The sequence below is a fragment of the Streptomyces sp. NBC_01410 genome, from assembly GCF_045040195.1.
In the GTDB taxonomy this organism is placed as follows: Bacteria; Actinomycetota; Actinomycetes; order Streptomycetales; family Streptomycetaceae; genus Streptomyces.
Window position 1 is genome coordinate 3,727,109 of record NZ_CP109530.1, and the last position, 22,158, is coordinate 3,749,266.

At 69.8% G+C, this 22,158-nt stretch carries 18 protein-coding genes; 3 read left to right on the plus strand and 15 right to left on the minus strand.

Annotated elements, in window-relative coordinates:
- Positions 1 to 99: 99 nt before the first annotated feature.
- The 8 genes from galK to OG741_RS16960 all read right to left on the minus strand — a co-directional run bounded on the left by galK (position 100) and on the right by OG741_RS16960 (position 11,784).
- Positions 100 to 1,206, minus strand: a complete 1,107-nt coding sequence (gene galK, locus OG741_RS16925; protein ID WP_405598691.1) for a galactokinase — start codon at positions 1,204 to 1,206, stop codon at positions 100 to 102.
- Positions 1,203 to 2,207, minus strand: a complete 1,005-nt coding sequence (gene galE, locus OG741_RS16930) for a UDP-glucose 4-epimerase GalE (protein ID WP_405598693.1) — start codon at positions 2,205 to 2,207, stop codon at positions 1,203 to 1,205. Before galE ends, galK begins: the two co-directional genes overlap by 4 nt.
- Positions 2,204 to 3,247 carry a galactose-1-phosphate uridylyltransferase gene (galT, locus tag OG741_RS16935; protein ID WP_405598694.1) on the minus strand — a complete coding sequence of 348 codons (1,044 nt, stop codon included), beginning with the start codon at positions 3,245 to 3,247 and terminating at the stop codon, positions 2,204 to 2,206. Before galT ends, galE begins: the two co-directional genes overlap by 4 nt.
- Before the next feature lie 200 nt (positions 3,248 to 3,447).
- On the minus strand, positions 3,448 to 4,152 hold the full coding sequence (locus OG741_RS16940; protein WP_328676950.1) for a LuxR C-terminal-related transcriptional regulator: 705 nt from the start codon (positions 4,150 to 4,152) through the stop codon (positions 3,448 to 3,450).
- 206 nt (positions 4,153 to 4,358) lie between these two features.
- Positions 4,359 to 6,152 (minus strand): PQQ-binding-like beta-propeller repeat protein, encoded by a 1,794-nt coding sequence (locus OG741_RS16945; RefSeq protein ID WP_405598696.1) that lies wholly within the window; start codon positions 6,150 to 6,152, stop codon positions 4,359 to 4,361.
- Positions 6,153 to 6,213: 61 nt separating this feature from the next.
- The gene (locus tag OG741_RS16950) at positions 6,214 to 7,977 is read right to left on the minus strand and encodes a PQQ-binding-like beta-propeller repeat protein (RefSeq protein ID WP_405598698.1); all 1,764 of its coding nucleotides are present in this window, start codon (positions 7,975 to 7,977) and stop codon (positions 6,214 to 6,216) included.
- Between the two features lie 68 nt (positions 7,978 to 8,045).
- Complete coding sequence (locus OG741_RS16955; protein ID WP_405598700.1) at positions 8,046 to 9,713, minus strand: PQQ-binding-like beta-propeller repeat protein; 1,668 nt, start codon at positions 9,711 to 9,713, stop codon at positions 8,046 to 8,048.
- A 265-nt stretch (positions 9,714 to 9,978) separates the two neighbouring features.
- Complete coding sequence (locus tag OG741_RS16960) at positions 9,979 to 11,784, minus strand: ABC-F family ATP-binding cassette domain-containing protein (protein WP_405598702.1); 1,806 nt, start codon at positions 11,782 to 11,784, stop codon at positions 9,979 to 9,981.
- Between the two features lie 181 nt (positions 11,785 to 11,965).
- Between OG741_RS16960 and OG741_RS16965 the strand changes: the two genes are divergently transcribed.
- Complete coding sequence (locus OG741_RS16965; protein WP_405598704.1) at positions 11,966 to 13,429, plus strand: recombinase family protein; 1,464 nt, start codon at positions 11,966 to 11,968, stop codon at positions 13,427 to 13,429.
- A 6-nt stretch (positions 13,430 to 13,435) separates the two neighbouring features.
- Here OG741_RS16965 and OG741_RS16970 read toward each other — a convergent pair whose 3' ends face one another.
- The 6 genes from OG741_RS16970 to rsmI all read right to left on the minus strand — a co-directional run bounded on the left by OG741_RS16970 (position 13,436) and on the right by rsmI (position 19,013).
- Entirely contained in the window at positions 13,436 to 14,329 is an 894-nt protein-coding gene (locus tag OG741_RS16970) for a 4-(cytidine 5'-diphospho)-2-C-methyl-D-erythritol kinase (protein WP_405598706.1), read from the minus strand.
- Positions 14,326 to 15,186, minus strand: a complete 861-nt coding sequence (gene rsmA / locus OG741_RS16975) for a 16S rRNA (adenine(1518)-N(6)/adenine(1519)-N(6))-dimethyltransferase RsmA (RefSeq protein WP_405598708.1) — start codon at positions 15,184 to 15,186, stop codon at positions 14,326 to 14,328. The genes OG741_RS16970 and rsmA overlap by 4 nt, the downstream gene beginning before the upstream one ends.
- Positions 15,183 to 16,505, minus strand: coding sequence for a ubiquitin-like domain-containing protein (locus OG741_RS16980; RefSeq protein ID WP_405598711.1), 1,323 nt, complete (start codon positions 16,503 to 16,505; stop codon positions 15,183 to 15,185). Before OG741_RS16980 ends, rsmA begins: the two co-directional genes overlap by 4 nt.
- Before the next feature lie 128 nt (positions 16,506 to 16,633).
- Positions 16,634 to 17,503 (minus strand): TatD family hydrolase, encoded by an 870-nt coding sequence (locus OG741_RS16985; RefSeq protein ID WP_405598712.1) that lies wholly within the window; start codon positions 17,501 to 17,503, stop codon positions 16,634 to 16,636.
- 33 nt (positions 17,504 to 17,536) lie between these two features.
- Complete coding sequence (locus tag OG741_RS16990; RefSeq protein ID WP_405598714.1) at positions 17,537 to 17,995, minus strand: hypothetical protein; 459 nt, start codon at positions 17,993 to 17,995, stop codon at positions 17,537 to 17,539.
- A gap of 130 nt (positions 17,996 to 18,125) precedes the next feature.
- The gene (rsmI, locus tag OG741_RS16995) at positions 18,126 to 19,013 is read right to left on the minus strand and encodes a 16S rRNA (cytidine(1402)-2'-O)-methyltransferase (protein WP_405598716.1); all 888 of its coding nucleotides are present in this window, start codon (positions 19,011 to 19,013) and stop codon (positions 18,126 to 18,128) included.
- A 53-nt stretch (positions 19,014 to 19,066) separates the two neighbouring features.
- On the opposite strand from rsmI, the gene OG741_RS17000 reads away from it, so the two are divergent.
- A complete protein-coding gene (locus OG741_RS17000; protein WP_405598718.1) occupies positions 19,067 to 20,788 on the plus strand; it encodes a dolichyl-phosphate-mannose--protein mannosyltransferase in 1,722 nt (573 codons plus the stop codon).
- 12 nt (positions 20,789 to 20,800) lie between these two features.
- On the opposite strand, the gene OG741_RS17005 is transcribed toward OG741_RS17000, so the two are convergent.
- Positions 20,801 to 21,157: a winged helix-turn-helix transcriptional regulator gene (locus OG741_RS17005; RefSeq protein ID WP_405598720.1), complete on the minus strand. Its 357-nt coding sequence runs from the start codon at positions 21,155 to 21,157 to the stop codon at positions 20,801 to 20,803.
- A 91-nt stretch (positions 21,158 to 21,248) separates the two neighbouring features.
- Here OG741_RS17005 and OG741_RS17010 point away from each other — a divergent pair, with 91 nt between their 5' ends.
- Positions 21,249 to 22,088, plus strand: a complete 840-nt coding sequence (locus OG741_RS17010; protein ID WP_405605613.1) for an SDR family oxidoreductase — start codon at positions 21,249 to 21,251, stop codon at positions 22,086 to 22,088.
- Positions 22,089 to 22,158: the final 70 nt, after the last annotated feature.

Consider the following 22,158-nt stretch of genomic DNA (forward strand, 5'->3'; position numbering starts at 1 on the left):
ACAAAGATCGGCGCAGGCGAGGTCGTTCCCCTGCCCCTTCCCGGCTGTGACATATGCGGCAGAGACGCACATCCGGCCCGTCCGGCGCGGCACGTCCGCTCAGGACACGCGCGTCGCGCCCGCGGACGGGATCGCCGTGAAGATCCGCGGCTCCGTGCGGCCCTTTGTCGCGAACGACTCCAGGAGCGACTTACGCACTGTCGCCGACATCGGCGTCTCCGTGAGGACGATCGCCGACCCCCCGAAGCCGCCCCCCGTCATCCGCGCCCCCAGCGCGCCCGACGCGAGGGCCGTGTCGACCACCAGGTCCAGCTCCGGGCAGGAGACGCGGAAGTCGTCCCGCAGGGAGACATGGCCCTCGGTGAGGACCGGGCCGATCCCGCGGACCTCGCCGGACTCCAGGAGCGCGATCACCCGCTCGACCCGGTTGTTCTCGGTCACGATGTGCCGTACCAGGGGCCGTACTTCGGGGTCCTCCAGCCGGGCCAGTGCCCTCTCCAGACCGGCGTACGGGACGTCCCGCAGCGCGGGGACGCCGAGTGCCGCCGCGGCCGATTCGCAGCCCGCGCGGCGTTTGCCGTACTCGCCCTCGCTGTGGGCGTGCTTCACGCGGGTGTCGACCACCAGGAGTTCGAGGCCGAGCGCCGCCAGGTCGAGGGGGATCTGGCGCTGCGCGAGGTCCCGGGTGTCCAGGTGCAGGGCGTGGCCCGCGGTGCAGCAGGCCGAGGCCGTCTGGTCCATGATTCCGGTGGGCGCGCCGACGTAGACGTTCTCGGCGCGCCGGCACAGCCGGGCCGTGCGCCACCGCTCCAGGCCCAGTTCGTACAAGTCGTTCAGGGCCAGCGCCGTGACGACCTCCAGCGCCGCCGACGAGGACAGGCCCGCGCCGGTCGGGACCGTCGACTCGTAGTGGATGTCCGCACCGCCCACCGCGTGGCCCGCGTCCCGCAGCGCCCAGACCACGCCCGCCGGGTAGTCGGTCCAGCCGCCCGGGCCGCGCCCGGGCGCGAGGTCGTCGACGCGCAGTTCCACCACGTCGCCCCCGACGTCCGCCGAGTGCAGTCGCAGCAGCCCGTCGTCGCGTCGTGAAACCGTCGCGACGGTGGTGTGGGGCAGCGCGAAGGGCATCACGAAACCCTCGTTGTAATCGGTGTGTTCACCGATCAGATTCACCCTTCCGGGCGCCGCCCACACACCGTCGCTCATGACCCGCTGTCCCTCCCCCGGGCGAAGTCCCAGGCGTCCGACACGATTCCCGCCAGATCCGCACGGCTCGGCTGCCAGCCCAGGCGTTCCTGCGCGGTGGCCGCGGAGGCGACGAGCACCGCCGGGTCGCCGCCGCGGCGCGCCGCCACGACCTCCGGGACGGGGTGCCCGGTGACCTTCCGTACGGTCTCGACGACCTCGCGGACCGAGAAGCCGTTGCCGTTGCCGAGGTTGCAGATCAGGTGCTCGCCGGACTTCGCCGCGTCCAGCGCGAGCAGATGCGCGTCGGCGAGGTCCGCGACATGGATGTAGTCGCGTACGCACGTGCCGTCCGGCGTCGGGTAGTCGTCCCCGAAGACGGAGATCGACTGCCGCTTCCCGAGCGCGACCTGGAGTACGAGCGGGATGAGGTGCGACTCGGGGTCGTGGCGCTCACCGTAACTGCCGTACGCACCTGCCACGTTGAAGTACCTCAGCGACACCGCCGCGAGGCCGTGCGCCACCGCCTCCCCCGTGATCATGTGGTCGACGGCCAGCTTGGACGCGCCGTACGGGCTGGTGGGGGCCGTCGGGTCGGTCTCCGTGATGGGCGTGGAGACGGGTTCGCCGTATGTCGCGGCGGTGGAGGAGAAGACCAGCTTGCGCACTGACGCGGACCGCATCGCCGCGAGCAGTTCCATCGTCCCGCCGACGTTGTTCGCCCAGTACTTCTCGGGCTTGATCACGGACTCGCCGACCTGCGAGCAGGCCGCGAAGTGCAGCACCGCGTCGTACGACGAGTCCAGCCACCTGGCGGCATCCCGGATGTCGCCCTCGACGAAGTCCGCGCCCGCGGGGACGCCCTCGCGGAAGCCGGTGGAGAGGTTGTCGAGGACGGTGACCTCGTGCCCCGCCTCCAGCAGGTGCTGCGCCACCACGCTGCCGACATATCCCGCACCGCCTGTGACCAGGCATTTCGGGGGTCCGGGGGTCGCCCCCCGGGTAGATACAGACTTGCTCACTCGCTCGCTACCTCTCGCAGTCGCTCGGCCGCGGTCTCCGGCGGCACATCGTTGATGAACACGCTCATACCGGACTCGGAACCCGCGAGGAACTTCAGCTTGCCGGAAGTGCGGCGGATGGTGAAAAGCTCAAGATGCAGCCCGAAATCACTCCGGTTGACGTCGCGGAAGGGCGCCTGGTGCCAGGCCGCGATGTACGGCGTCGGCGGTTCGGCGTCCCCGAAGATCCGGTCGAAGCGCCTCAACAGTTCCAGATAGACCTGTGGGAACTCTGTGCGCGCCGCCTCGTCCAGCGCCCGCAGGTCCGGGACCCGCCGGCGCGGGTAGAGATGCACCTCGTACGGCCAGTGCGCCGCGTACGGCACGAAGGCGACCCAGTGCCCGCCCTCCAGTACCACCCGTACGCCCTGCGCGCGCTCCCGCTCCACCACCTCGTCGAAGAGATTGCGCCCGGTTCTGGCCCGGTGCTCGGCGGCCGAGCGCAGCATGAGCGAGGTCCGGGGCGTCACAAAGGGGTACGCGTAGATCTGCCCGTGCGGATGCCCCAGCGTGACGCCGATCTCCGCACCCCGGTTCTCGAAGCAGAAGACCTGCTCCACCTGCGGAAGTTCGGCCAGGTCGGCGGTGCGGTCGGTCCAGGCGTCGAGCACGAGGGCGGCCTGCGCCTCGCTGAGGTCGGCGAAGGAGGCGTCGTGGTCGGAGGTGAAGCAGACGACCTCGCAGCGGCCGGAGTCACCGGCCAGCGACGGGAAGCGGTTCTCGAAGACGGCGACGTCGTAGTCGGCGGCGGGGATCTCGCTGAGGCGGCCGTCCCGGGACGGGCAGAGGGGGCATTCGTCGGCCGGCGGGTGGTAGGTGCGGGCCTGGCGGTGGGAGGCGATGGCGACACAGTCGCCGAGGAGCGGGTCGTGGCGGATCTCGGAGGTGGTGGAGATGGGATCGAGCGGCCGCCGGTCGACGGCATCGCGTACGGCGTCGTCGCGGGAGTCGTAGTAGAGCAGCTCACGACCGTCGGCGAGCCGGGTCGACGTCTTCTTCACCTGGGCTCCCTCAGCCTCCCAACACACAGAAACGAACATAACAAATCACAAGCCAACAGGTCGCGTCAATGGGTGGTCAGGCGTAAGAGAGCGCTTGCGCGCAGGTGTGTGGACACGTTGCGCAGCTACGTGTGGACGCAGCGGGGCCGCAGAGGGGCATCGTCACCGGGCGCAGCTGCGCCCGCCGTGGCGTGGCCGGGTCAGCTGTGATCCGCGCCCGGTCCGGGCGACGGCGGCGAGACGATCGCCGCCCGGTCGAGGAGCCCGGTGCGGGCGGCCAGGGCCGCCGCCTCCAGGCGGGAGCCGACCCCCAGTTTCATCAGCACACGCTGTACGTGCGTACGGGCCGTGCTCGGCGCGATCCCCATGCCCGCCGCGATCAGCCGGGTGTCCTCGCCCTCCGTGACCCGCACCAGCACCTCGACCTCGCGCGGGGTGAGCAGCTGGAGCAGCCGCTGCCCCTCGTCGTCCGGCTGGGCGGCCGGGTTGAGCAGTTCGGCGAACGCGCCCTGCAGCAGCTGCGGAGCCACCACCGCCTCGCCCGCCCGCGCCTTGACCATGGCGCGTTCGACACCCTCGATGCGCTCGTCGTGGCGCACGTAACCGGAGGCGCCGGCCGCGAAGGCCGCGGCGATCCCGCGCGGGCTGGGCACCGGGCCGAGGACCACCACGGCCACCTGCGGGCGTTCCCGCTTGATCTTGACGATGGGGTCGAAGGCGCCCGGTTCCGCGGGGGTCGCGGTGCCCAGCAGGCACACCTCGGGCGCCCTGCTGACCACCAGGTCGGCCGCGCCGGCCGCGGGGGCCGCCGCCGCGAGCACCCGGTGCCCGCGCAGCTTCAGGGCCGAGGCGAGCGCCTCGGCGAGCAGTCGGTGATCATCGAGCACCATGAGCCGCACGCCCATCGAGCAACCCCCATCCCCGCGAGCTGGCCCCCCGGCCCTCTGACCCGGCAAGCTACACGCTTGTTCGAGATCGCGCGCCCCCAACGTGGCAGAAGCCCCCCAGAGTGCCGAATTCTTCGCCAAACAGGGCTACTTATGACCGTGGCCCGGCACATCGGTGATCCAATGTGCCGGGCCGGGGGCCGAATCGCGCCGCCTGTGGGGTGTCAGTCCGCCGTGCTGAAAGCCACCGTCAGGTACTTCTTCCCGAACGAGGACGCGGACGCGGACCGCTTGCTCATCAGGGTGGCTCCGATATACAGCCGCCCGTTCGTATACCGGTACTCGGCGCCGTCCGACGAATAGCTGGTCTCCGCCTCCCGTACCGACTTGTCGGCCGGATTGTCCATCAGCACCGTCTGCTTGAAGGTGGCACCGTCGATGCTGACCACCTGGCCGCCCTTGTCGTAGGGGGGCCACTTGTACGCGATGACGTTGCCGCCGTCCATCCGGATCGGGAACATCGTGAACCGGTCGCCCGCGTCCGCGCGGTCGCTGGTGGGCTTTCCGGTGGCGAGGTCGTACGAGACGATCTCGTTGGTTCGGCCGTACTCCCCGCTGCCCTCGTGCTCGGTCGTCGGCAGATACAGCCTGCCGTTGCCGACGACGACCTTCTGGCAGGTCTCCACCTCGGTGGAGCCGCACCTGGCCGTGAACTTGTCGCCCGTCGCCGAGATCTTGGCGCGCAGGGCGCCCTTGTCGTCGATCGAGAAGAAGTCCGAGATGCCGCCCGAGCCGGTGTCGCCGACATCGGCGGCGACGACCAGCGGCTTCGTCGAGACGATGCTCGCGTAGTCGACGCCGGGCGGCAGCTTGTACGAGAAGGCGGGGGTGCCGTTGTCCGGGTTCAGGCTCTGGATGACGACCTGCGGGTTGTCGTACGTACCGCACTTGCGGACGGCGACGAGCGCGGGGCCGCCGCCGTAGCCCATGTCGTAGCAGCCCTCGGCGTCGGTTTTGGGCTTCCAGCGGACGGCACCGCTGTTGAGGTCGAAGGCCGCGCCGCCGTCGGTGCCGCCTGCGGCGACCGTGGTGCCGCTCTGGGTGACCTCGCTGAACTTGACCTTGCCGTCACCGCTGGAGGTGCCGGTGACGGACTTGCTCCACAGCAGCTTGCCGGTGCCCAGGTCGACGACGCCGACCTCGGTGCAGGGCTGGTAGTTCTTCGGCGGCTTGCGCTTGGCGGCCTCGAAGACGATCGCGGCCTTGTTGTCCTCGGAGAGGTGGCGGGAAGCCGCGCAGATCTGGCCGGGGAGCGGAAGGGTCCACAGCGGGCTGCCCTTGGCCGCGTCGTACGCGACAAGGGAGTTGATGCCCGGCTTGACGTAGGCCTTGTCGGTGACCCAGGAGCCCTTGACGCTGGTGATGTCGGTAACCGCGGGCTCCGGCAGCTGGAAGGCCACCTTGGAGTGGACGTTGGCGGGCGCCTTCTCCTTGCCGGGGCCGTCGGCGGCCTTGCCGCCACCGCTGCCGCCGCCGTCGGAGCCGCCGGTTGTGCCGCCGGCGCTGTTCTTGGCCTCGTCCTTCTTGTCCTCACCCCCGTCGTCCTTGGAGGCGAACCAGATGCCGCCCGCGACGATCAGCACGACGGCGACGGACGCCGCGATGATGATCTGCATCTGGGTGCTCAGCTTCTTGCCGCCGCCGCTGCCGCCCGGCTGGGGCGGCATGTACTGCGGCTGCATCGGCTGCGTCGGGTATCCGTAGCCGGGCTGGCCCTGGGGCTGGCCCTGCGGATATCCGTAGCCCGGCACCTGCCCGGGCGCCTGCGGGTAGCCGTAACCGGGCTGTCCCTGCGGCGGCTGGGCGGGTGGCGGGCTCTGCGGATAGCCGTACGAAGGATCCTGCGGGGGCGGGGTCGGCGCTCCGAAGCCTCCCGGGGGAGGGTCCTGGGGCGCGCCGAAGCCACCCTGTGGTGGCTGGCCCGGTGGCTGGTTGGGCGGCGGGGGCGGCTGCGTCATGGCGTACTACCTCGGAAGGATGCTGGAGCGGGGACGTGGGTCAAAGGGACTCAGAGCGCGGTTACTTGCCGAAGGCGATCATGGTCTTCGTCTCCTTCTCCTCCGCGTCGTTGCTGGCGCTGACGCGGCCGCTGGCGAGGAAGAACCGGCCGTCCGCGTAGACCATCTTCGAGGAGAAGAAGGAGCTCTCGATCTCGGCGGTCGATGCGGGGTGCTGCAGCAGTACCGTCGGCGCGCCGCCCGTCGGCGCGATCGTGGCCACCCCGCCGCCCGCGTCGTACGACGCGTCCATGTAGACGAGGACGCTCCCGTTCTCCATGCGCAGCGGGGTCATCTTGCGCTTGCCGCCGGCGGGCGAACGCCACTTCTCCTTGCCGGTGTCGAGGCTGAACGCGACGACGTCGTTGGCGGTGCCGTAGGCGGTCTCGGTCGCCATGTAGAAGGTGGAGGCATCGGCGGCCACGCCGGTGCAGCCCTCCAGGTTCTGGCCGAAGACCACGAATCCCCCGCCGCAGCGCGGCGCGAACTTGTCCTTGCCGCCCTGGATCTGCGAGCGCGGCTTGCCGTTGTCGGTCAGCGCGACGATCGACCACTTCTTGGGCTCACGCTGGTTCAGCGAGATGACGACCGGGCTGACCGAGTAGACCTTGCCGATCTCCCAGCCGACCGGGGCGTTGTACGTCCACTTGGCCTTGCCGGTGGCCGGATCGACCTCCGACAGCTGGTGCTTGGGCTTGTTGTAGTCCGACGTGGGGCAGCTCGCGGCGGCGAGCAGCTTGGTGCCGCCCGCGAAGGCGAACGGCTTGCAGCCCTCGCTCGGACCCTTGAAGAGCTGCTTGCCGTCGGTCATCGAGAAGCCGTACGAGTTGCCGCTGCCGCCCGCGGCGAGGGTGTTGCCGCTGATCGACAGGGTGAAGTCGGAGAGGGCGAAGAAGCCGGTGCTCTTCGGAATCGACTTCTTCCAGCCTGCCTTGCCGGTCTTCAGGTCGATCATCTGCAGATCGAGGCACTTGGCCTTGTCGGTGAGGCCGTCCTTGACGCCCACGACGATCTTGCCGTCGGTGGAGGTCTGCACGGGTGCGGAGCACACCTCGGCGCTGAGCGGGACGCTCCACTTCTTCTTGCCGTCGGTCACCGAGTAGCCGACGACCTCCTTGTACATGGCCTTGGCGACGGTGTCGCCGGCCACCCAGGGGCCGAAGACCTCGGCGCCGTTGCGCGGCAGGTCGACATCGTTCTTCGACAGGAAGAGAACCTTCGCCTCGCCCGGCTTGCGCCCGGCGTTGAGGTCGTCGTTGCCCTCGCGGCCGTCGCCGCTGCCGTCGCCCTGGTCGACGGACTCCGAGCCGGTGGGCTTGGGGTCGTCGCTCTTGCTGACGTTCTTCTCGTTCTTCTTGTCGTCACCACCGCTGAGGGCGAGGTAGGTTCCGCCGCCGATCACCAGCAGACCGGCCACGGCCGCGCCGATGATGACGCCGGGCTTGCCCTTGAAGAAGCCGCCGCCGCTGCCGGGGGGAGTGGGCGCGCCCGGGTACTGCGGCTGCGTGGGGTAGCCGCCGTAGGGACCGGGCTGCTGGTTGTACGGTCCGGGCTGCTGGTTGTACGGACCCGGCTGGCCGGGGGCCTGCTGCGGGTAGCCGTAACCGGGCTGGGCGGGCTGCTGCGGATAGCCGTAGCCGGGCGCGCCGGGCGGCGGCCCCTGCGGCGGGCCGGGCGGCATCTGCGGCGGCTGCGCGGGCGGCTGAGGAGCACCGAAGCCGCCCTGCGGGGGCTGGTTCGGCGGCTGGTTCGGCGGCTGCGGGGGCTGGTTCGGCGGCTGTGTCATGGGTGATTACCTCTGGAAATGGGGAGATGGGAGAAAGAGTGGGGACGTCCGAGTGCCTCGGAACACGGTCACTTGCCGAAGGCCATCAATGTCTTCATCGCCTTCTCCTCCGCGTCGTCGAAGGCTTGGATACGGGTTGTGGTGAGAAAGAACCGGCCGTCCCCATACGCCGTCCGCGGGTCCTGGAAGCCGCTCTCGATCTCGGCGGTCGACAGCGGGTGCTTCAGCACGACCTTCGGCGTGCCGCCCGTCGGCGCGATGGTCGCGACCGCGCCACCCTGGCTGAACGTCGGAGCGATGTAGACCACGACGCTGCCGTTCTCCACGGTCAACGGCATCATCGTGCGGTCGAGTCCCACCGATGAACGCCACCTGGCCTTGCCGGTGTCCAAGTTGAAGGCGACAACCTCATTGGTGCCGGTCGGCTCGGTGGCCAGGTAGAGGGTGGACGCGTCGGCGGCGACACCGGTGCACCACCCCTGGATGTCGCCGCGGTAGGCGACGGACGCCGTACTGCTGCAGCGCGGCTTGAACTTGTCCTTGCCGACCTGGAGCTGCGAGCGCAGCTTTCCGCTGTCCGTCAGTGCGATGACCCGCCGCTTGGTGTGGTCGTCGTTGTCGTCCGCCTCCAGCTTGATGGAGACGACGACCGGGCTGACCGAGTAGACCTTGTCGACCTGCCAGTTGGCGGGGAGCGCGTACGTCCACCTGGCCTTGCCGCCGGCCGGATCGATCTCCTGGATCTGCCCCTTGAAAATATCCGCCTCGCTGCTGCTCGTGGGGCAACTCACGGCGGCGATCAGCCTGGCGCCGCCGGCGAAACCGTAAGGCAGGCAGCGGGACGACGGCTTGCCGAAGAGCTGCTTGCCGTCGCTCAGGCTGTAGCCGGAGGAGTGGTCCAGCCCTGTCAGGGCGACCGTGTTCCCGCTGACGGCGAGGATGTAGTCGGTGAAGCCGACGACGCCCTTGGGCTTGGGGATGGGCTTCTTCCAGCCCGCCTTGCCGGTCTTCGCATCGATCATCTGGAGATCGCTGCAGTCGGACTTCTCCGTGATGCCGTTCCTGACACCGATGACGATCTTTCCGTCGGTCGAAGCCTGCGGGGAGCCGAGGCAGGCAGGCGTGCCGAGCTTCAGGCTCCACTTCTTCTTGCCGTCGCTCACGGAGTAGGCGGCGACCTCCCGGTACATGGCCTTGACGATCGTGTCGCCGACCACCCAGGGGCCGAAGACCTCGGCACCGTTGCCCGGCACGTCGACGTCGTTCTGCGCCAGGAACAGCACCCTTGCCTCGCCGGGGCTGCGCCGGGCGTTGACGTCCTCGACGCCGACGGTGTCGTCGGTGGCGCCCCGGCCGGCGGAGGCAGAGCCGGACGGCTTGGGAGTGCCACTGCCCTTGCTGAGGGCGGGCTTGTCGTCCTTGCCGTCACCGCTGAGCGCGAACCAGGTACCACCACCGATGACGAGGAGGCCTGCGACCACCGCGCCGACGACTGCTCCGCGCCTGCCCTTGAAGAAGCCCCCGCCGCCACTGCTGTTGGGCGGGGTGGTCCCGCCGGAGTACTGCGACGGAACCGGGTGGCCGGCGTAGGGTCCGGGCGGCTGGTTGTACGGGCCCGGCTGCTGACCGTACGGTCCCGGCTGCTGCGCGGGCGGCGGAGGAAACCCCTGCTGCGAACCCTGAGAAACGCCAAACCCACCCCGCGGCGGCTGCTGTTGGCCGGGCGGCTGAGTCATCGGCACTTCCCCCTTGGTGCGGCCCGCTGTCCGAGCCGGTCTCCCCCGCTGATCCGCCGAACCTTCGCTCCGGAGGGGAGCGATTCGGACACGGCTCCCGCTGTTTCACGTCAGTCGAACGGGGCTTCTTTCTATCACTCGGGGACGCTCGAACGAGGGGCCGGTCTCCCCTGTTCCCAAGGGAGAACCGGCCCGTGATGGGGTTGTTACGCGCTCTCCACCGCTTCTCTACGCCACAGCTGCCACGCGAGTTGGCTACGAGTCCTCACGCGTCCTCGGCAAGCTCAAGCCAGCGCATCTCCAACTCGTCCCGCTCGCCGATCAGTTCACGCAGCTCGGTGTCCAGCTTCGCCACCTTCTCGAAGTCCGTGGCGTTTTCGGCGATTTGGGCGTGCAGGTTGGTCTCGCGGTCGGAGATCTTGTTCAGCTGCCGCTCGATCTTCTGCAGTTCCTTCTTCGCCGCCCGCACGTCCGCCGCCGACTTCTCGGTCGTCGGGGCGGCGGGTGCCGCGGCCGCCGCCGGAGCCGCGGTCTCGATCATCCGCTGCCTGCGCTCCAGGTACTCGTCGATGCCGCGCGGCAGCATCCGCAGGGCCGCGTCGCCCAGCAGCGCGTACGTCTTGTCCGTCGTCCGCTCGATGAAGAAGCGGTCGTGGGAGATGACGACCATCGAGCCCGGCCAGCCGTCGAGCAGGTCCTCCAGCTGGGTCAGCGTCTCGATGTCGAGGTCGTTGGTGGGCTCGTCGAGGAAGAGGACGTTCGGCTCGTCCATCAGCAGGCGCAGCAGCTGCAGGCGGCGGCGCTCACCGCCGGACAGATCGCCGACCGGAGTCCACTGCTTCTCCTTGGTGAAGCCGAACTGCTCGCACAGCTGACCCGCGGTCATCTCCCGGCCCTTGCCGAGGTCGACCCGGTCGCGCACCCGCTGGACGGCCTCCAGCACCCGCAGGTTCGGGTCGAGCTCGGCGACCTCCTGCGAGAGATACGCCAGCTTCACGGTCCTTCCGACGGTGATCTTCCCGGCCGCGGGCTGCTGCTCGCCCTGCGTACGCGCGGCCTCGGTGAGCGCGCGCAGCAGCGAGGTCTTGCCCGAGCCGTTCACGCCGACCAGGCCGATACGGTCGCCGGGGCCGAGCTGCCAGGTCAGATGCTTCAGCAGCACCTTCGGTCCGGCGGTGACGGTCACGTCCTCCAGGTCGAAGACGGTTTTGCCGAGGCGGGCGTTGGCGAACTTCATCAGCTCGCTGGTGTCCCGCGGCGGCGGCACATCGGCGATCAGCTCGTTGGCGGCCTCGATGCGATAGCGCGGCTTGGACGTACGGGCGGGGGCGCCGCGCCGCAGCCAGGCCAGCTCCTTGCGCATCAGGTTCTGCCGCTTGGTCTCTTCGGTGGCCGCGATGCGCTCGCGCTCGGCGCGGGCGAAGACGTAGTCGCTGTAACCGCCCTCGTACTCGAAGACCGAGCCGCGCTGGACGTCCCACATCCGGGTGCAGACCTGGTCGAGGAACCAGCGGTCGTGGGTGACGCAGACGAGCGCCGAGCGGCGGGCCTTCAGATGCTTCGCCAGCCAGGCGATGCCTTCCACGTCGAGGTGGTTGGTGGGCTCGTCGAGAACGATCAGGTCCTGGTCGGCGATGAGCAGCTTGGCGAGCGCGATCCGGCGGCGCTCACCGCCGGAGAGCGGGCCGATGACGGTGTCCAGGCCCTGCTCGAAGCCCGGCAGGTGCAAATCGCCGAAGAGCCCGGTGATGATGTCGCGGATCCGTGCGTTGCCGGCCCACTCGTGGTCGGCCATGTCGCCGATGACCTCGTGCCGGACAGTCGCCTCGGGATCGAGGGAATCGTGCTGCGTGAGCACGCCGAGCCGCAGACCGCCGCTCTGGGTGACCCGCCCGGTGTCGGGCTCCTCCAGCTTGGCGAGCATGCGGATGAGGGTCGTCTTGCCGTCGCCGTTACGGCCGACCACACCGATGCGGTCCCCTTCGGAGACGCCGAGGGAGACTCCGTCGAGCAGGGCACGGGTTCCGTACACCTTGCTGACTGCCTCGACATTGACCAGGTTGACGGCCATTTCACTCCTGTACGGGGGGATGGATCGACCTCCAGGGTAGATGGCAGTCACCTGCTGCCCCGCCGCCCACCTCACCCCCCAGACGCCATCGGTCACATTTTGCGATAAGGCCGTCACTCTGTGCGCTTTCCGTAGAGAATAATGCCCTGGTCCAACAAGGCAGTTGAGACGAGGGACATTGATGGCAGAGCACACTATTCGGGTCGCGATTTACCTCCGCCTCAGTCGCGACAACGGCGGCAGCACATCGATAGCCGCACAACGCGAAGACTGCAGGGCTCTGTGTGACTCTCGCGGTTGGGAGGTCGTATCGGAGGTGGAGGACGTGGACATATCCGGGTCGCTCCCGGCAGACAGGCGTCCAGGCCTGAAGAGGCTCATCGCCATGCTGGACCGGCTGGACATCCTCCTCGTGGCGCAACCCGATCGGCTCTCGCGCTCGACTGCCGTCGCCCTCAGCCTGCTCAGGGACCTTGACTCGGCAGGAACGACACTCGCCACCGCGCGCGATCATCTGGATACGGCAACCGCCGACGGGAGACGCAAGTTCTTGTCCGCTGTCGCCGATGCCGAGAGCGAGAGCGGCCTCATCCAGGCGAGGATCTGCCGCTCCCGGCTGTCCCTCCGAGAAGTGGCACGCTGGATCGGTGGGAACGCCCCGTACGGGTATCGGATCGTCGCAGACGGCAAGGGCGGTAAGCGCCTCGCTCCGCGCGAGGAGAACGCGGATCGCATGCGATGGATCGTTGAACAGATCCTCGAAGGTGAATCGGTCGCCGCCGTGTGCCGAGCGCTCAACTCTGCTGGAGTGCCGTCGCCAGGGACGGTGAGCTCAAGGACCGGCAAGGTTTCTCCCTGGTCCCCAACCGTCTTGAGACGCATGCTCCAGTCTCCAGCGCTGCTCGGACACCGCACTGTCGGCAGCGGCCGTGAACGACGCGCCGTCACGGAGCCGGATGGTCGACCCGTATGTGTGGGACCGCCCTTGATCGCCACGGAGACCTGGGACAGGTTGCAAGCGACTCTGGCAGCACGACGCACGACCGCCCAGCGCCCCCGCCTGCGATCGTCGCTGCTCCTGCATGTGGCTCATTGCGCGGAGTGTGGCGCATGGCTGCACTACAACAGCCGCCGCCTCCTGGAAGGAGGTGGGACGAACGACGTGTATCGATGCGCGGACGGCTGCAAGGTACTGGTCTCAGCCGCGCGGCTGGAAGAAGCCGTCCAGCAATGGGCCCTGCGGGAGTTCGGCCGACTTCCCTTCGTCGCGCGCATTCCCCTCGGCCTCGGCCAAACCGATACGTACATGGAGGAGTTGCAGTCGCAGATCGAGCAACTTGCCAGTCGCCTCGCGAGTCTGCGTGGACTCGCTGCTGATGCGGTGCAGAGGCAATTCGAATCTCGATCTTCGCTTCTGGAGGAGTTACAAGCGGCCCCCGCCGTCCGCTGGGAGTGGGCCCCAACGGGAAAGTCCGTGAGCGAAGAGTGGGAATCCCGTGGCGACGGAGGCCGCCGCCAGATTCTCCTCGACCTGGGTGTACGCGTCACCGTCAGTTCGGCAAACAACCAGCGTCGGTGGAATCCAGACCGTCTGCGCATCTCAGCCACGGGGCCGGGACCACTTCTGGCCCGGGCCGTCGGCTGACCGTGCCTACAAAACCGTCGCCCCCGCCGCCGGCGACGACGCCACCCTCGCCTCGCGGCACGTCCTCGACGCGAGCAGCGCCTCCGCCACCGACCGCGCCGACTCCTCGTCCTTCGTCAGGAACGCCGTCGTCGGGCCCGAGCCGGAGACCAGCGCCGCCAGTGCGCCCGCCGATGTGCCCGTCTGCAGCGTGTCCGCAAGGGACGGCCGCAGGGAGAGGGCGGCGGGCTGCAGGTCGTTGGCGAGCGCGCCCGCCAGGGACGGCGCGTCGCCCGTGCGCAGCGCGTCGAGCAGGGCCGGGGACGCCGTCGGGGCCGGGGCCGCGACGCCCTCGTTCAGGCGGTCGAACTCCCCGTAGACCGCCGGTGTCGACAGACCGCCGTCCGCCACCGCGAACACCCAGTGGAACTCGCCGCCGACCTCCAGCTCCGTCAGCCGCTCGCCGCGGCCCGTGCCCAGTGCCGCCCCGCCCACCAGGCTGAAGGGGACGTCGCTGCCCAACTCGGCGCAGATGGAGAGCAGTTCGGCGCGGGTGGAGCCAAGGCCCCACAGGGTGTCGCAGGCCAGCAGGGCCGCCGCGCCGTCCGCACTGCCTCCCGCCATGCCTCCCGCGACCGGGATGTCCTTGGCGATGTGGATGTGGACGTCGGGTGACAGTCCGTGCCGCGCGGCGAGCAGTTCGGCCGCCCGCGACGCCAGGTTCGTACGGTCGAGGGGGACCTGGCCCGCGTCCGGTCCCGAGCAGGTGATCGTCAGGGACGACGCCGGGCTCACCGTCACCTCGTCGTACAGCGAGACGGCGAGGAAGACATTGGCGAGGTCGTGGAAGCCGTCGGGCCGCGCACTCCCCACCGCCAGCTGGACGTTGACCTTGGCTGGGACTCGTACGGTGACGCTCACGCCTTCGCCTCCGCGATCCGTGCGAACTCCTCGACCGTCAGGGACTCGCCCCGGGCCTGCGGGGAGACACCGGCGGCCACCAGGGCCTTCTCCGCCGCCGCGGGCGATCCGGCCCAGCCCGCGAGCGCCGCGCGCAGCGTCTTGCGCCGCTGCGCGAAGGCCGCGTCGACCACCGCGAAGACCTCCCGCTTGGTGGCGGTGGTGTCCACCGGCTCGGACCGGCGCACCAGGGACACCAGTCCGCTGTCCACGTTCGGCGCCGGCCAGAAGACGTTCCGGCCGATCGACCCCGCCCGCTTCACCTGCGCGTACCAGTTCGCCTTCACGGAGGGGACGCCGTAGACCTTGTTGCCGGGCGATGCCGCCAGCCGGTCCGCGACCTCCGCCTGGACCATCACCAGCGTCCGCTCGATCGTCGGGAAGCGGTCCAGCATGTGCAGGAGGACGGGCACGGCGACGTTGTACGGGAGGTTCGCGACCAGCGCCGTCGGCTCGAGCCCCGGCAGTTCCTCGACGAGCATCGCGTCCGAGTGGACCAGCGAGAAGCGCGTCGCGCGCTCCGGCATCCGGGCCAGGATCGTCGAGGGCAGTGCACTCGCGAGCACATCGTCGATCTCGACGGCGACGACCCGGTCCGCCGCCTCCAGCAGCGCGAGGGTCAGCGACCCGAGCCCCGGGCCGACCTCGACGACCACGTCGTCCTCGCGCACCTCTGCGGTGCGGACGATCCTGCGGACCGTATTGGCGTCGATGACGAAGTTCTGGCCGCGCTGCTTGGTGGGGCGTACGCCCAGCGCTGCGGCCAGTTCACGGATGTCGGCGGGGCCGAGGAGTGCGTCGGGCTCAGTGGTGCTCACCGATACAGCCTACGGCCGCAGTGCGGCCACGGACTCGCCCCCCGTTGCACGAAGAGCTTCTTCGCCCGGTACGTCTGTTCCGCGGCGGACGCGTCCTGCGGCCGCCCGGTGCCGCCCAGCGCGTGCCAGGTCTCGGTGTCGAACTGGTACAGCCCGCCGTAGTTCCCCGACGGATCGACCGCGCCGGCCCGCCCGCCCGACTCGCAGAGCGCGAGGGAGCCCCAGTCCAGGCCGTCCGCGCCCCGCACGGAACTCGGCAGCGGCCTGGTGCCCACCATCACCAGCTGGGTGACCGGCTCCCGTACGACCTCCTCTGCGACCTTCCTCGGCCGCTGCCGCACCCCGTTGACCGTGCGCAGCGCGTAGGTGACGCGCCGGGCGCCCGGGCTGCCCTGCTGCACGACGACCTCCGTGCCCGTGAAGAGCGAGGAGTCCCAGGTCTTCTCGGTGTCGTACGCAATCGGCTCCTCGCGCACCTCCCGGGTGGAGGTGATCCGCATGACGGTGACGGTCTGGCCGTCGCGCGGGAAGCTGCCGGGGGGTACGGACGTAGTGTCCAGGCCGTGCAGCGCGATCCCGGCCTCGCCCAGTGCCTCGCGCACCGTCGCCGCGTTCGTACGGATGGTCCGCTCGCGCCCGTCGGCCATGAAGGTCACGGTCCGCTCGGTCCGTACGTCCAGGACGAGGCCCGTGCGGGAGATCACCTGGGAGCGGGACGCGGACAGATACGCGCCCTCGGCCCGCACCCCGAGCTGGCGCAGCGCGCCGTCGACGGTGCGGGCGGTGGTCCATACGCGGCGGGGCTGCCCGTCCAGGGTGAGCATGACGGGCCGGCCGTAGCGGACGACGATGTCGTCGCCGCTGGCGAGAGCCGAGCCGGGGGCGGGGGCGACGATGTCGTGCGCGCCCACCTGGACCCCCTCGTCCTCCAGGAGCTCATCCACGTCGTCGGCGAAGGTGTGCATGGTGCGCGGCACCCCGTCGACGGTGAGCCGGACGGCCTTGTCGTTGGCGACGAAGGCGGAGGTGCCGCCCGCCAGGAAGGCGACGACGAGGGCCTGCGGGACGAGGCGGCGCAGGGTGTCGGGCTTCTCCTCCGCCCTGCGGCGGCGTGCGGCCCGCCGGGCCTCGGCGCGTCCGCCCTGCCCCTCGACGGTCCGGGCGGGGCTCTGCCGCGGCAGTGTCGGAGACGGCGGCGCCGGAAGCGAGACGTACGTCGGCGTGTAGCCCTCCGCGTAGGTGTCGATGTCGCTCTCGTACGACGAGAGAGCGTGGCGGGCGCCACGCGCGGCACGGTGACTGCCCTGCGAATTGTTCACGACGCTCCGTAAGGTCCGGTCCGGTCCGCCCGATGGCGTTGCGGGCCGGGACGATAGCGGAGTCCGGTCACTCTCCCAAGCGATTCGACTACGCAGTGTCGCGACGCTACCCTGTGCGCCGTTATCCCTCAGTAATCAAAGGCGCGGGCCGTGTTGGCCGCGATCGCCGCGGCCAGCGTGTCCTCGTCGAGCCCCCTGACGGCCGCCATCGCACGCAGCGTGACCGGAATGAGATACGGCGCGTTAGGCCGTCCGCGGTACGGCGCGGGCGTGAGGAACGGCGCGTCCGTCTCGACGAGTACGAGTTCGAGCGGGGCGACGGCGAGCGCGTCACGCAGCGGCTGGGCGTTCTTGAAGGTCACATTGCCCGCGAAGGACATGAAATAGCCTGCGGCCGCGCACACTTCGGCCATTTCCGCGTCGCCGGAATAGCAGTGGAAGACGGTCCGCTCGGGGGCGCCCTCCTCGGCGAGGATCCGTAGCACATCGGCGTGCGCGTCGCGATCGTGGATGACGAGGGCCTTACCGTGCCGCTTCGCGATCTCGATATGAGCCCGGAACGAGCGCTCCTGGGCGGCGATTCCGTCGGCTCCCGTACGGAAGTAGTCCAGGCCGGTCTCGCCGACGGCCTTCACCTGGTCCAGGGCGGCGAGCCGGTCGATCTCGGCGAGTGCGTCATCGAGGGCACTGTCACCGCCGCCCTCGCGGGCGCCCTGGCGGGACCGGCCGTCGGGGTCCCCCAGCACGATCCTCGGGGCTTCGTTGGGGTGCAGCGCGACCGCGGCGTGCACGCTGTCGTGCGCCGCGGCCGTCTCCGCCGCCCAGCGCGAGCCCTTGATGTCGCAGCCCACCTGCACGACGGTGCTCACTCCGACCGCCGCGGCCCTGGCCAGGGCCTCTTCGACGGTGCCCTCCTGCATGTCCAGGTGGGTGTGCGAATCGGCGACCGGAACCCCGAGGGGTTCGGGCAGCGGCGGCGGGCTTGACTTCGAACTCATGGGCGCGATCCTACGAGGCTCGCGCCCGGGACCTCACTTGCGGTGGAAGGGGTGCAGGAGACCGGAGAGATGCCAGTGATGGGGCTCTTCCGGCCCGGACTGCCCGGCCTCGGACGGCTCGGCGCCGGACTGCGCGGTCCCGGCCGGCTGGGCCTTCTCCGGCTTCCTGGGCTTCTTGGCCTTCTCGGGCTCTCCGTGCGGCGCACTCGGCAGTGGGCCGGAGATCGAGACGGACTGTCCGATCAGGTTGTGCATCGACGAGACCTGTCCCGCCCGCATGATCCGTACGACATGCCCGCCGCAGTTCATGCAGGTCGGGCTCGAGAGCGGAGACGGCACCCGCAGACCGTTGGCCTTGTAGACGACGTATTCCTGGCCCGCGCCGTCGATGTGATGCTCTATCTCGTACTCCTGCTCCCAGCCGTGCCCGCAGCGCATACAAGCGAAGGCGTATGCCTCGTGGACCCTGGGGGTGCCCGTGATCTCACTCATGCCAGCTCCTCTCCACCGATCTCCAGTGGACGCCTATTACGGCGGGAGCGCATCAACGCCTGTCGATTAATGGTGTGGTCTTTGGTATTCCCATGCAGTAAAGGTCAGGACGCGGTCTGCGCTTTGCCTTTTACGATAGTCCTTTACCGTCCGCGGGGACCGTTCGATCCGCATTCTTTGCCGCCACCACGGCATCGAACACCTCCCGTTTGGGCAGCCCCGCTTCGGCGGCGACCGCTGCGATGGCCTCCTTGCGCCGCTCCCCTGCCTCCTCGCGCACCTGCACCCTGCGCACCAGCTCAGCGGGGTCGAGCTCACCCGGACCTGCCTCCGGCGCTCCTTCGACGACGACGGTGATCTCGCCGCGTACTCCTTCGGCCGCCCAGGCCGCGAGCTCGCCGAGGCCGCCGCGCTTGATCTCCTCGTACGTCTTGGTCAGCTCGCGGCACACCGCGGCCCGGCGCTCGGCGCCGAACACGTCGGCCATCGCGGCGAGGGTGTCGTCGAGCCGGTGCGGGGCCTCGAAATAGACCAGGGTGCGCCGCTCGTCCGCGACCTCGCGCAGCTTGCCGAGCCGTTCGCCGGCCTTGCGGGGCAGAAAGCCCTCGAAGCAGAAACGGTCCACGGGCAGCCCCGACAGGGCGAGCGCGGTCAGCACGGCGGACGGTCCCGGTACGGCCGTGACCTTGATGTCCTTCTCGACCGCGGCGGCCACGAGCCGGTAGCCGGGGTCCGAGACGGACGGCATCCCGGCGTCGGTGACCAGCAGCACCCGGGCGCCGCCCGCGAGCGCCTCGACGAGCTCCGGCGTACGGGCGGACTCGTTGCCCTCGAAGTACGAAACGACCCGCCCTGTGGTGTGCACACCGAGCGCCTGGGTCAGCCTGCGCAGCCGCCTGGTGTCCTCGGCGGCGACGATGTCGGCGCCCTCCAGCTCGGCGGCGAGCCGGGGCGGCGCGTCCGCGACATCACCGATGGGGGTCCCTGCGAGTACCAGCGTTCCTGTCACATACGCCATCCTCGCAGGACCGTACGCACGACTCGCACAGTCGCGTTCCCTACGATGGCGCGGTGACCAGTACCGCGCCACAGACCCTTCAGGGCAAGGACGCCGATCAGCAGCCCCCCGGCTGGCAGCAGCGGCTGCGCAGATTCGGCTACGCGCCCAGGCCGGTGATCGGGCTGCGCGAGCGCCTGGTGCCGCCGTACACCCGCCCCTCCGAGCGGCTGTGGCAGGTGTTCGCCATCCGCCCGGGAGACGTGACGCGGCTGCTGCGGATCACCGCCTGGCTCGGCCCCCTGATGGTGGCCTTCTTCGCGGGCGTGCTGCGGTTCTGGAACCTGGGCAAGCCCGACGCCGTGATATTCGACGAGACGTACTACGCCAAGGACGCCTGGGCCCTGATCAACCAGGGGTACGAGGGCAGTTGGCCCAAGGACATCGACAAGGCGATCCTGGACAACCCGGACGCGGTGACGATCCCGTCGAACCCCGGCTACGTGGTGCATCCGCCGGTCGGCAAGTGGGTCATCGGCCTCGGCGAGAAGATCATCGACTTCACGCCCTTCGGCTGGCGGTTCATGGTCGCCGTGCTCGGCACGCTGTCGGTGCTGATGCTCTGCCGGATCGGCAGGCGCCTGTTCCGCTCGACGTTCCTGGGCTGCCTGGCCGGCACGCTGCTCGCCGTGGACGGGCTGCACTTCGTGATGAGCCGCACGGCGCTGCTCGACCTGGTGCTGATGTTCTTCGTGCTCGCGGCCTTCGGGTGTCTTGTCATCGACCGGGACTGGGCACGCAGAAAGCTGGCGGCGGCACTGCCGACGGACGAGGAGGGGATCCTGCGGCCGGACGCCACCGTCGCGGAGACCCTGCGCCTGGGCTGGCGCCCCTGGCGCCTGGCGGCGGGCCTGATGCTCGGCCTGGCCGCGGGCACCAAGTGGAACGGCCTGTATGTGATGGTCGCGTTCTGCCTGATGACCGTCCTGTGGGACGTGGGCGCACGGCGGACGGCGGGCGCGGTGCAGCCGTACAAGGCGGTGCTCAGGAAGGACGTCGTACCGGCCTTCTTCTCGACGGTGCCGGTCGCGATCGTCACGTACATCGCGACCTGGACCGGCTGGATCGTCACCGACAAGGGCTACTTCAGGGACTGGGCCCAGAAGGACGGCAGGGGCGGCAACTGGACGTGGCTGCCCGACTGGCTGCGCAGCCTGTGGCACTACGAGAACGAGGTCTACGAGTTCCACGTCAATCTGACCTCCGGCCACACCTACCAGTCCAACCCCTGGAGCTGGATCGTGCTGGGCCGCCCGGTCTCGTACTACTACGAGGACCCGAAGGCGGGCACGCAGGGCTGCCCGGCGGACGCGGCGGACAAGTGCGCAGCTGAGGTCCTGGCGCTGGGCACACCGCTGCTGTGGTGGGCGGCCTGTTTCGCGATCTGCTACATCCTGTGGCGCTGGTTCTTCCGCCGCGACTGGCGCGCGGGCGCCATCGCCTGCGGGATCGCGGCGGGCTGGGTGCCCTGGTTCTTCTACCAGGAGCGCACGATCTTCCTGTTCTACGCGGTCGTGTTCGTGCCGTTCCTGTGCCTGGCGGTGGCGATGATGATCGGCGCGATGCTGGGCCCACCGGGCTCGGACGAACGCAGACGTGCGATCGGGGCGATCGGCGCGGGGGTGCTGGTGCTCCTGATCATCTGGAACTTTATTTACTTCTATCCGCTGTACACGGGGACGCCGATTCCGGTGGAGGACTGGCGGAACAGGATGTGGCTGGACAGCTGGGTCTAGCGCCGGCGGGAGCTAACGACGGCCTCGGTCGAGCCGGTTGAACAATTCCTCGAGCGGCTCGCCGATGTCCTGGCCGAACTGGGTCAGGCCGTAGGTGACCTGGGGCGGCGTCGTCGGCTGGACCTCCCGCCAGACCAGGCCGTCCTGCACCAGCGCGCGCAGGGTCTGGGCGAGCATCTTCTCGCTGATGCCCTGGATGCTCTCGCGCAGCTCGTAGAACCGGAGGTCGGCGCCGCGCAGGGAGATCAGCACCCAGACGCCCCACCTGCTGGTCACGTGGTTGAGCACATCGCGCGCGGGGCAGTCGGTGTGAAACACGTCATACCGCTTCCCCGATTCGGCCTGCGTCAGCTGCGCGCCTTCTGTCATGTCCGGAGCTTACCTCCAGGTACGTTCTTACGAAAAGTAAGCCCCTCTCCTAGCGTCAATGCCGCAGTGCACAACGGACGAGGAGCTGATCATGATCGTGGTGACCGGGGCTACCGGAAATGTGGGCAGGCCCTTGACGCGGGCCCTGGCCGAGGCGGGCGAGCAGGTGACGGCGGTGTCGCGGCACGCGGCGACCGTGCCGGACGGTGTACGGCACGTGGCGGCCGACCTGGCCGAGCCGGCGGGCCTCACGCCCGCGCTGGACGGGGCGAAGGCGCTGTTCCTCCTGCTGTCCGGCGACCTGCACGCCCCCGAAGCCAGGCCGGCCGACATCATCGGCCTGGCCGCGGCCAGTGGGGTCCGCCGGGTCGTCCTGCTGTCCTCGCAGGGCGTGGCGACCAGGCCGCTCGGCCCGTCGCGGGTCGCGATGCGCGCGGTGGAGGACGCGTTGCGGGAGTCCGGCCTGGACTGGGCCGTCCTGCGGCCGGGCGGCTTCGCCTCCAACGCCTTGGCCTGGGCGGAGTCCTTCCGTGTGCAAGGGACGGTCGCCGCGCCCTTCGGCGACGTCGGGGTGCCGATCGTCGACCCGGCGGACATCGCCGAGGTCGCGGCGGCCTGCTTGCTGAACGACCTCCACACCGGCGGGGTGTACGAGCTGACCGGGCCGGAGGTGATCACGCCGCGTCAGCAGGCGGAGACCATCGCCACCGCGCTCGGCTCGCCGGTGCGGTTCCACGAACTCACCCGCGACGAGGCCAAGGCCGCGATGACCCGGTTCGTGCCGTCGGAGCTCGCCGACGACACCCTGGACATCCTCGGCGCCCCGAGCCCGGCCGAGCTGGGGATCAGCCCGGACGTGGAACGGGTCCTCGGCCGCGCCCCGCGCCCCTTCACCGACTGGGTCGCCCGCAATATCGCCGCTTTCCGCTGAGACACAACTGCCGCGCCCGGGAGCCGTCGTCGTCGGACATGCAAGGGCGGGGTGCTCACTCCCTGCCGGT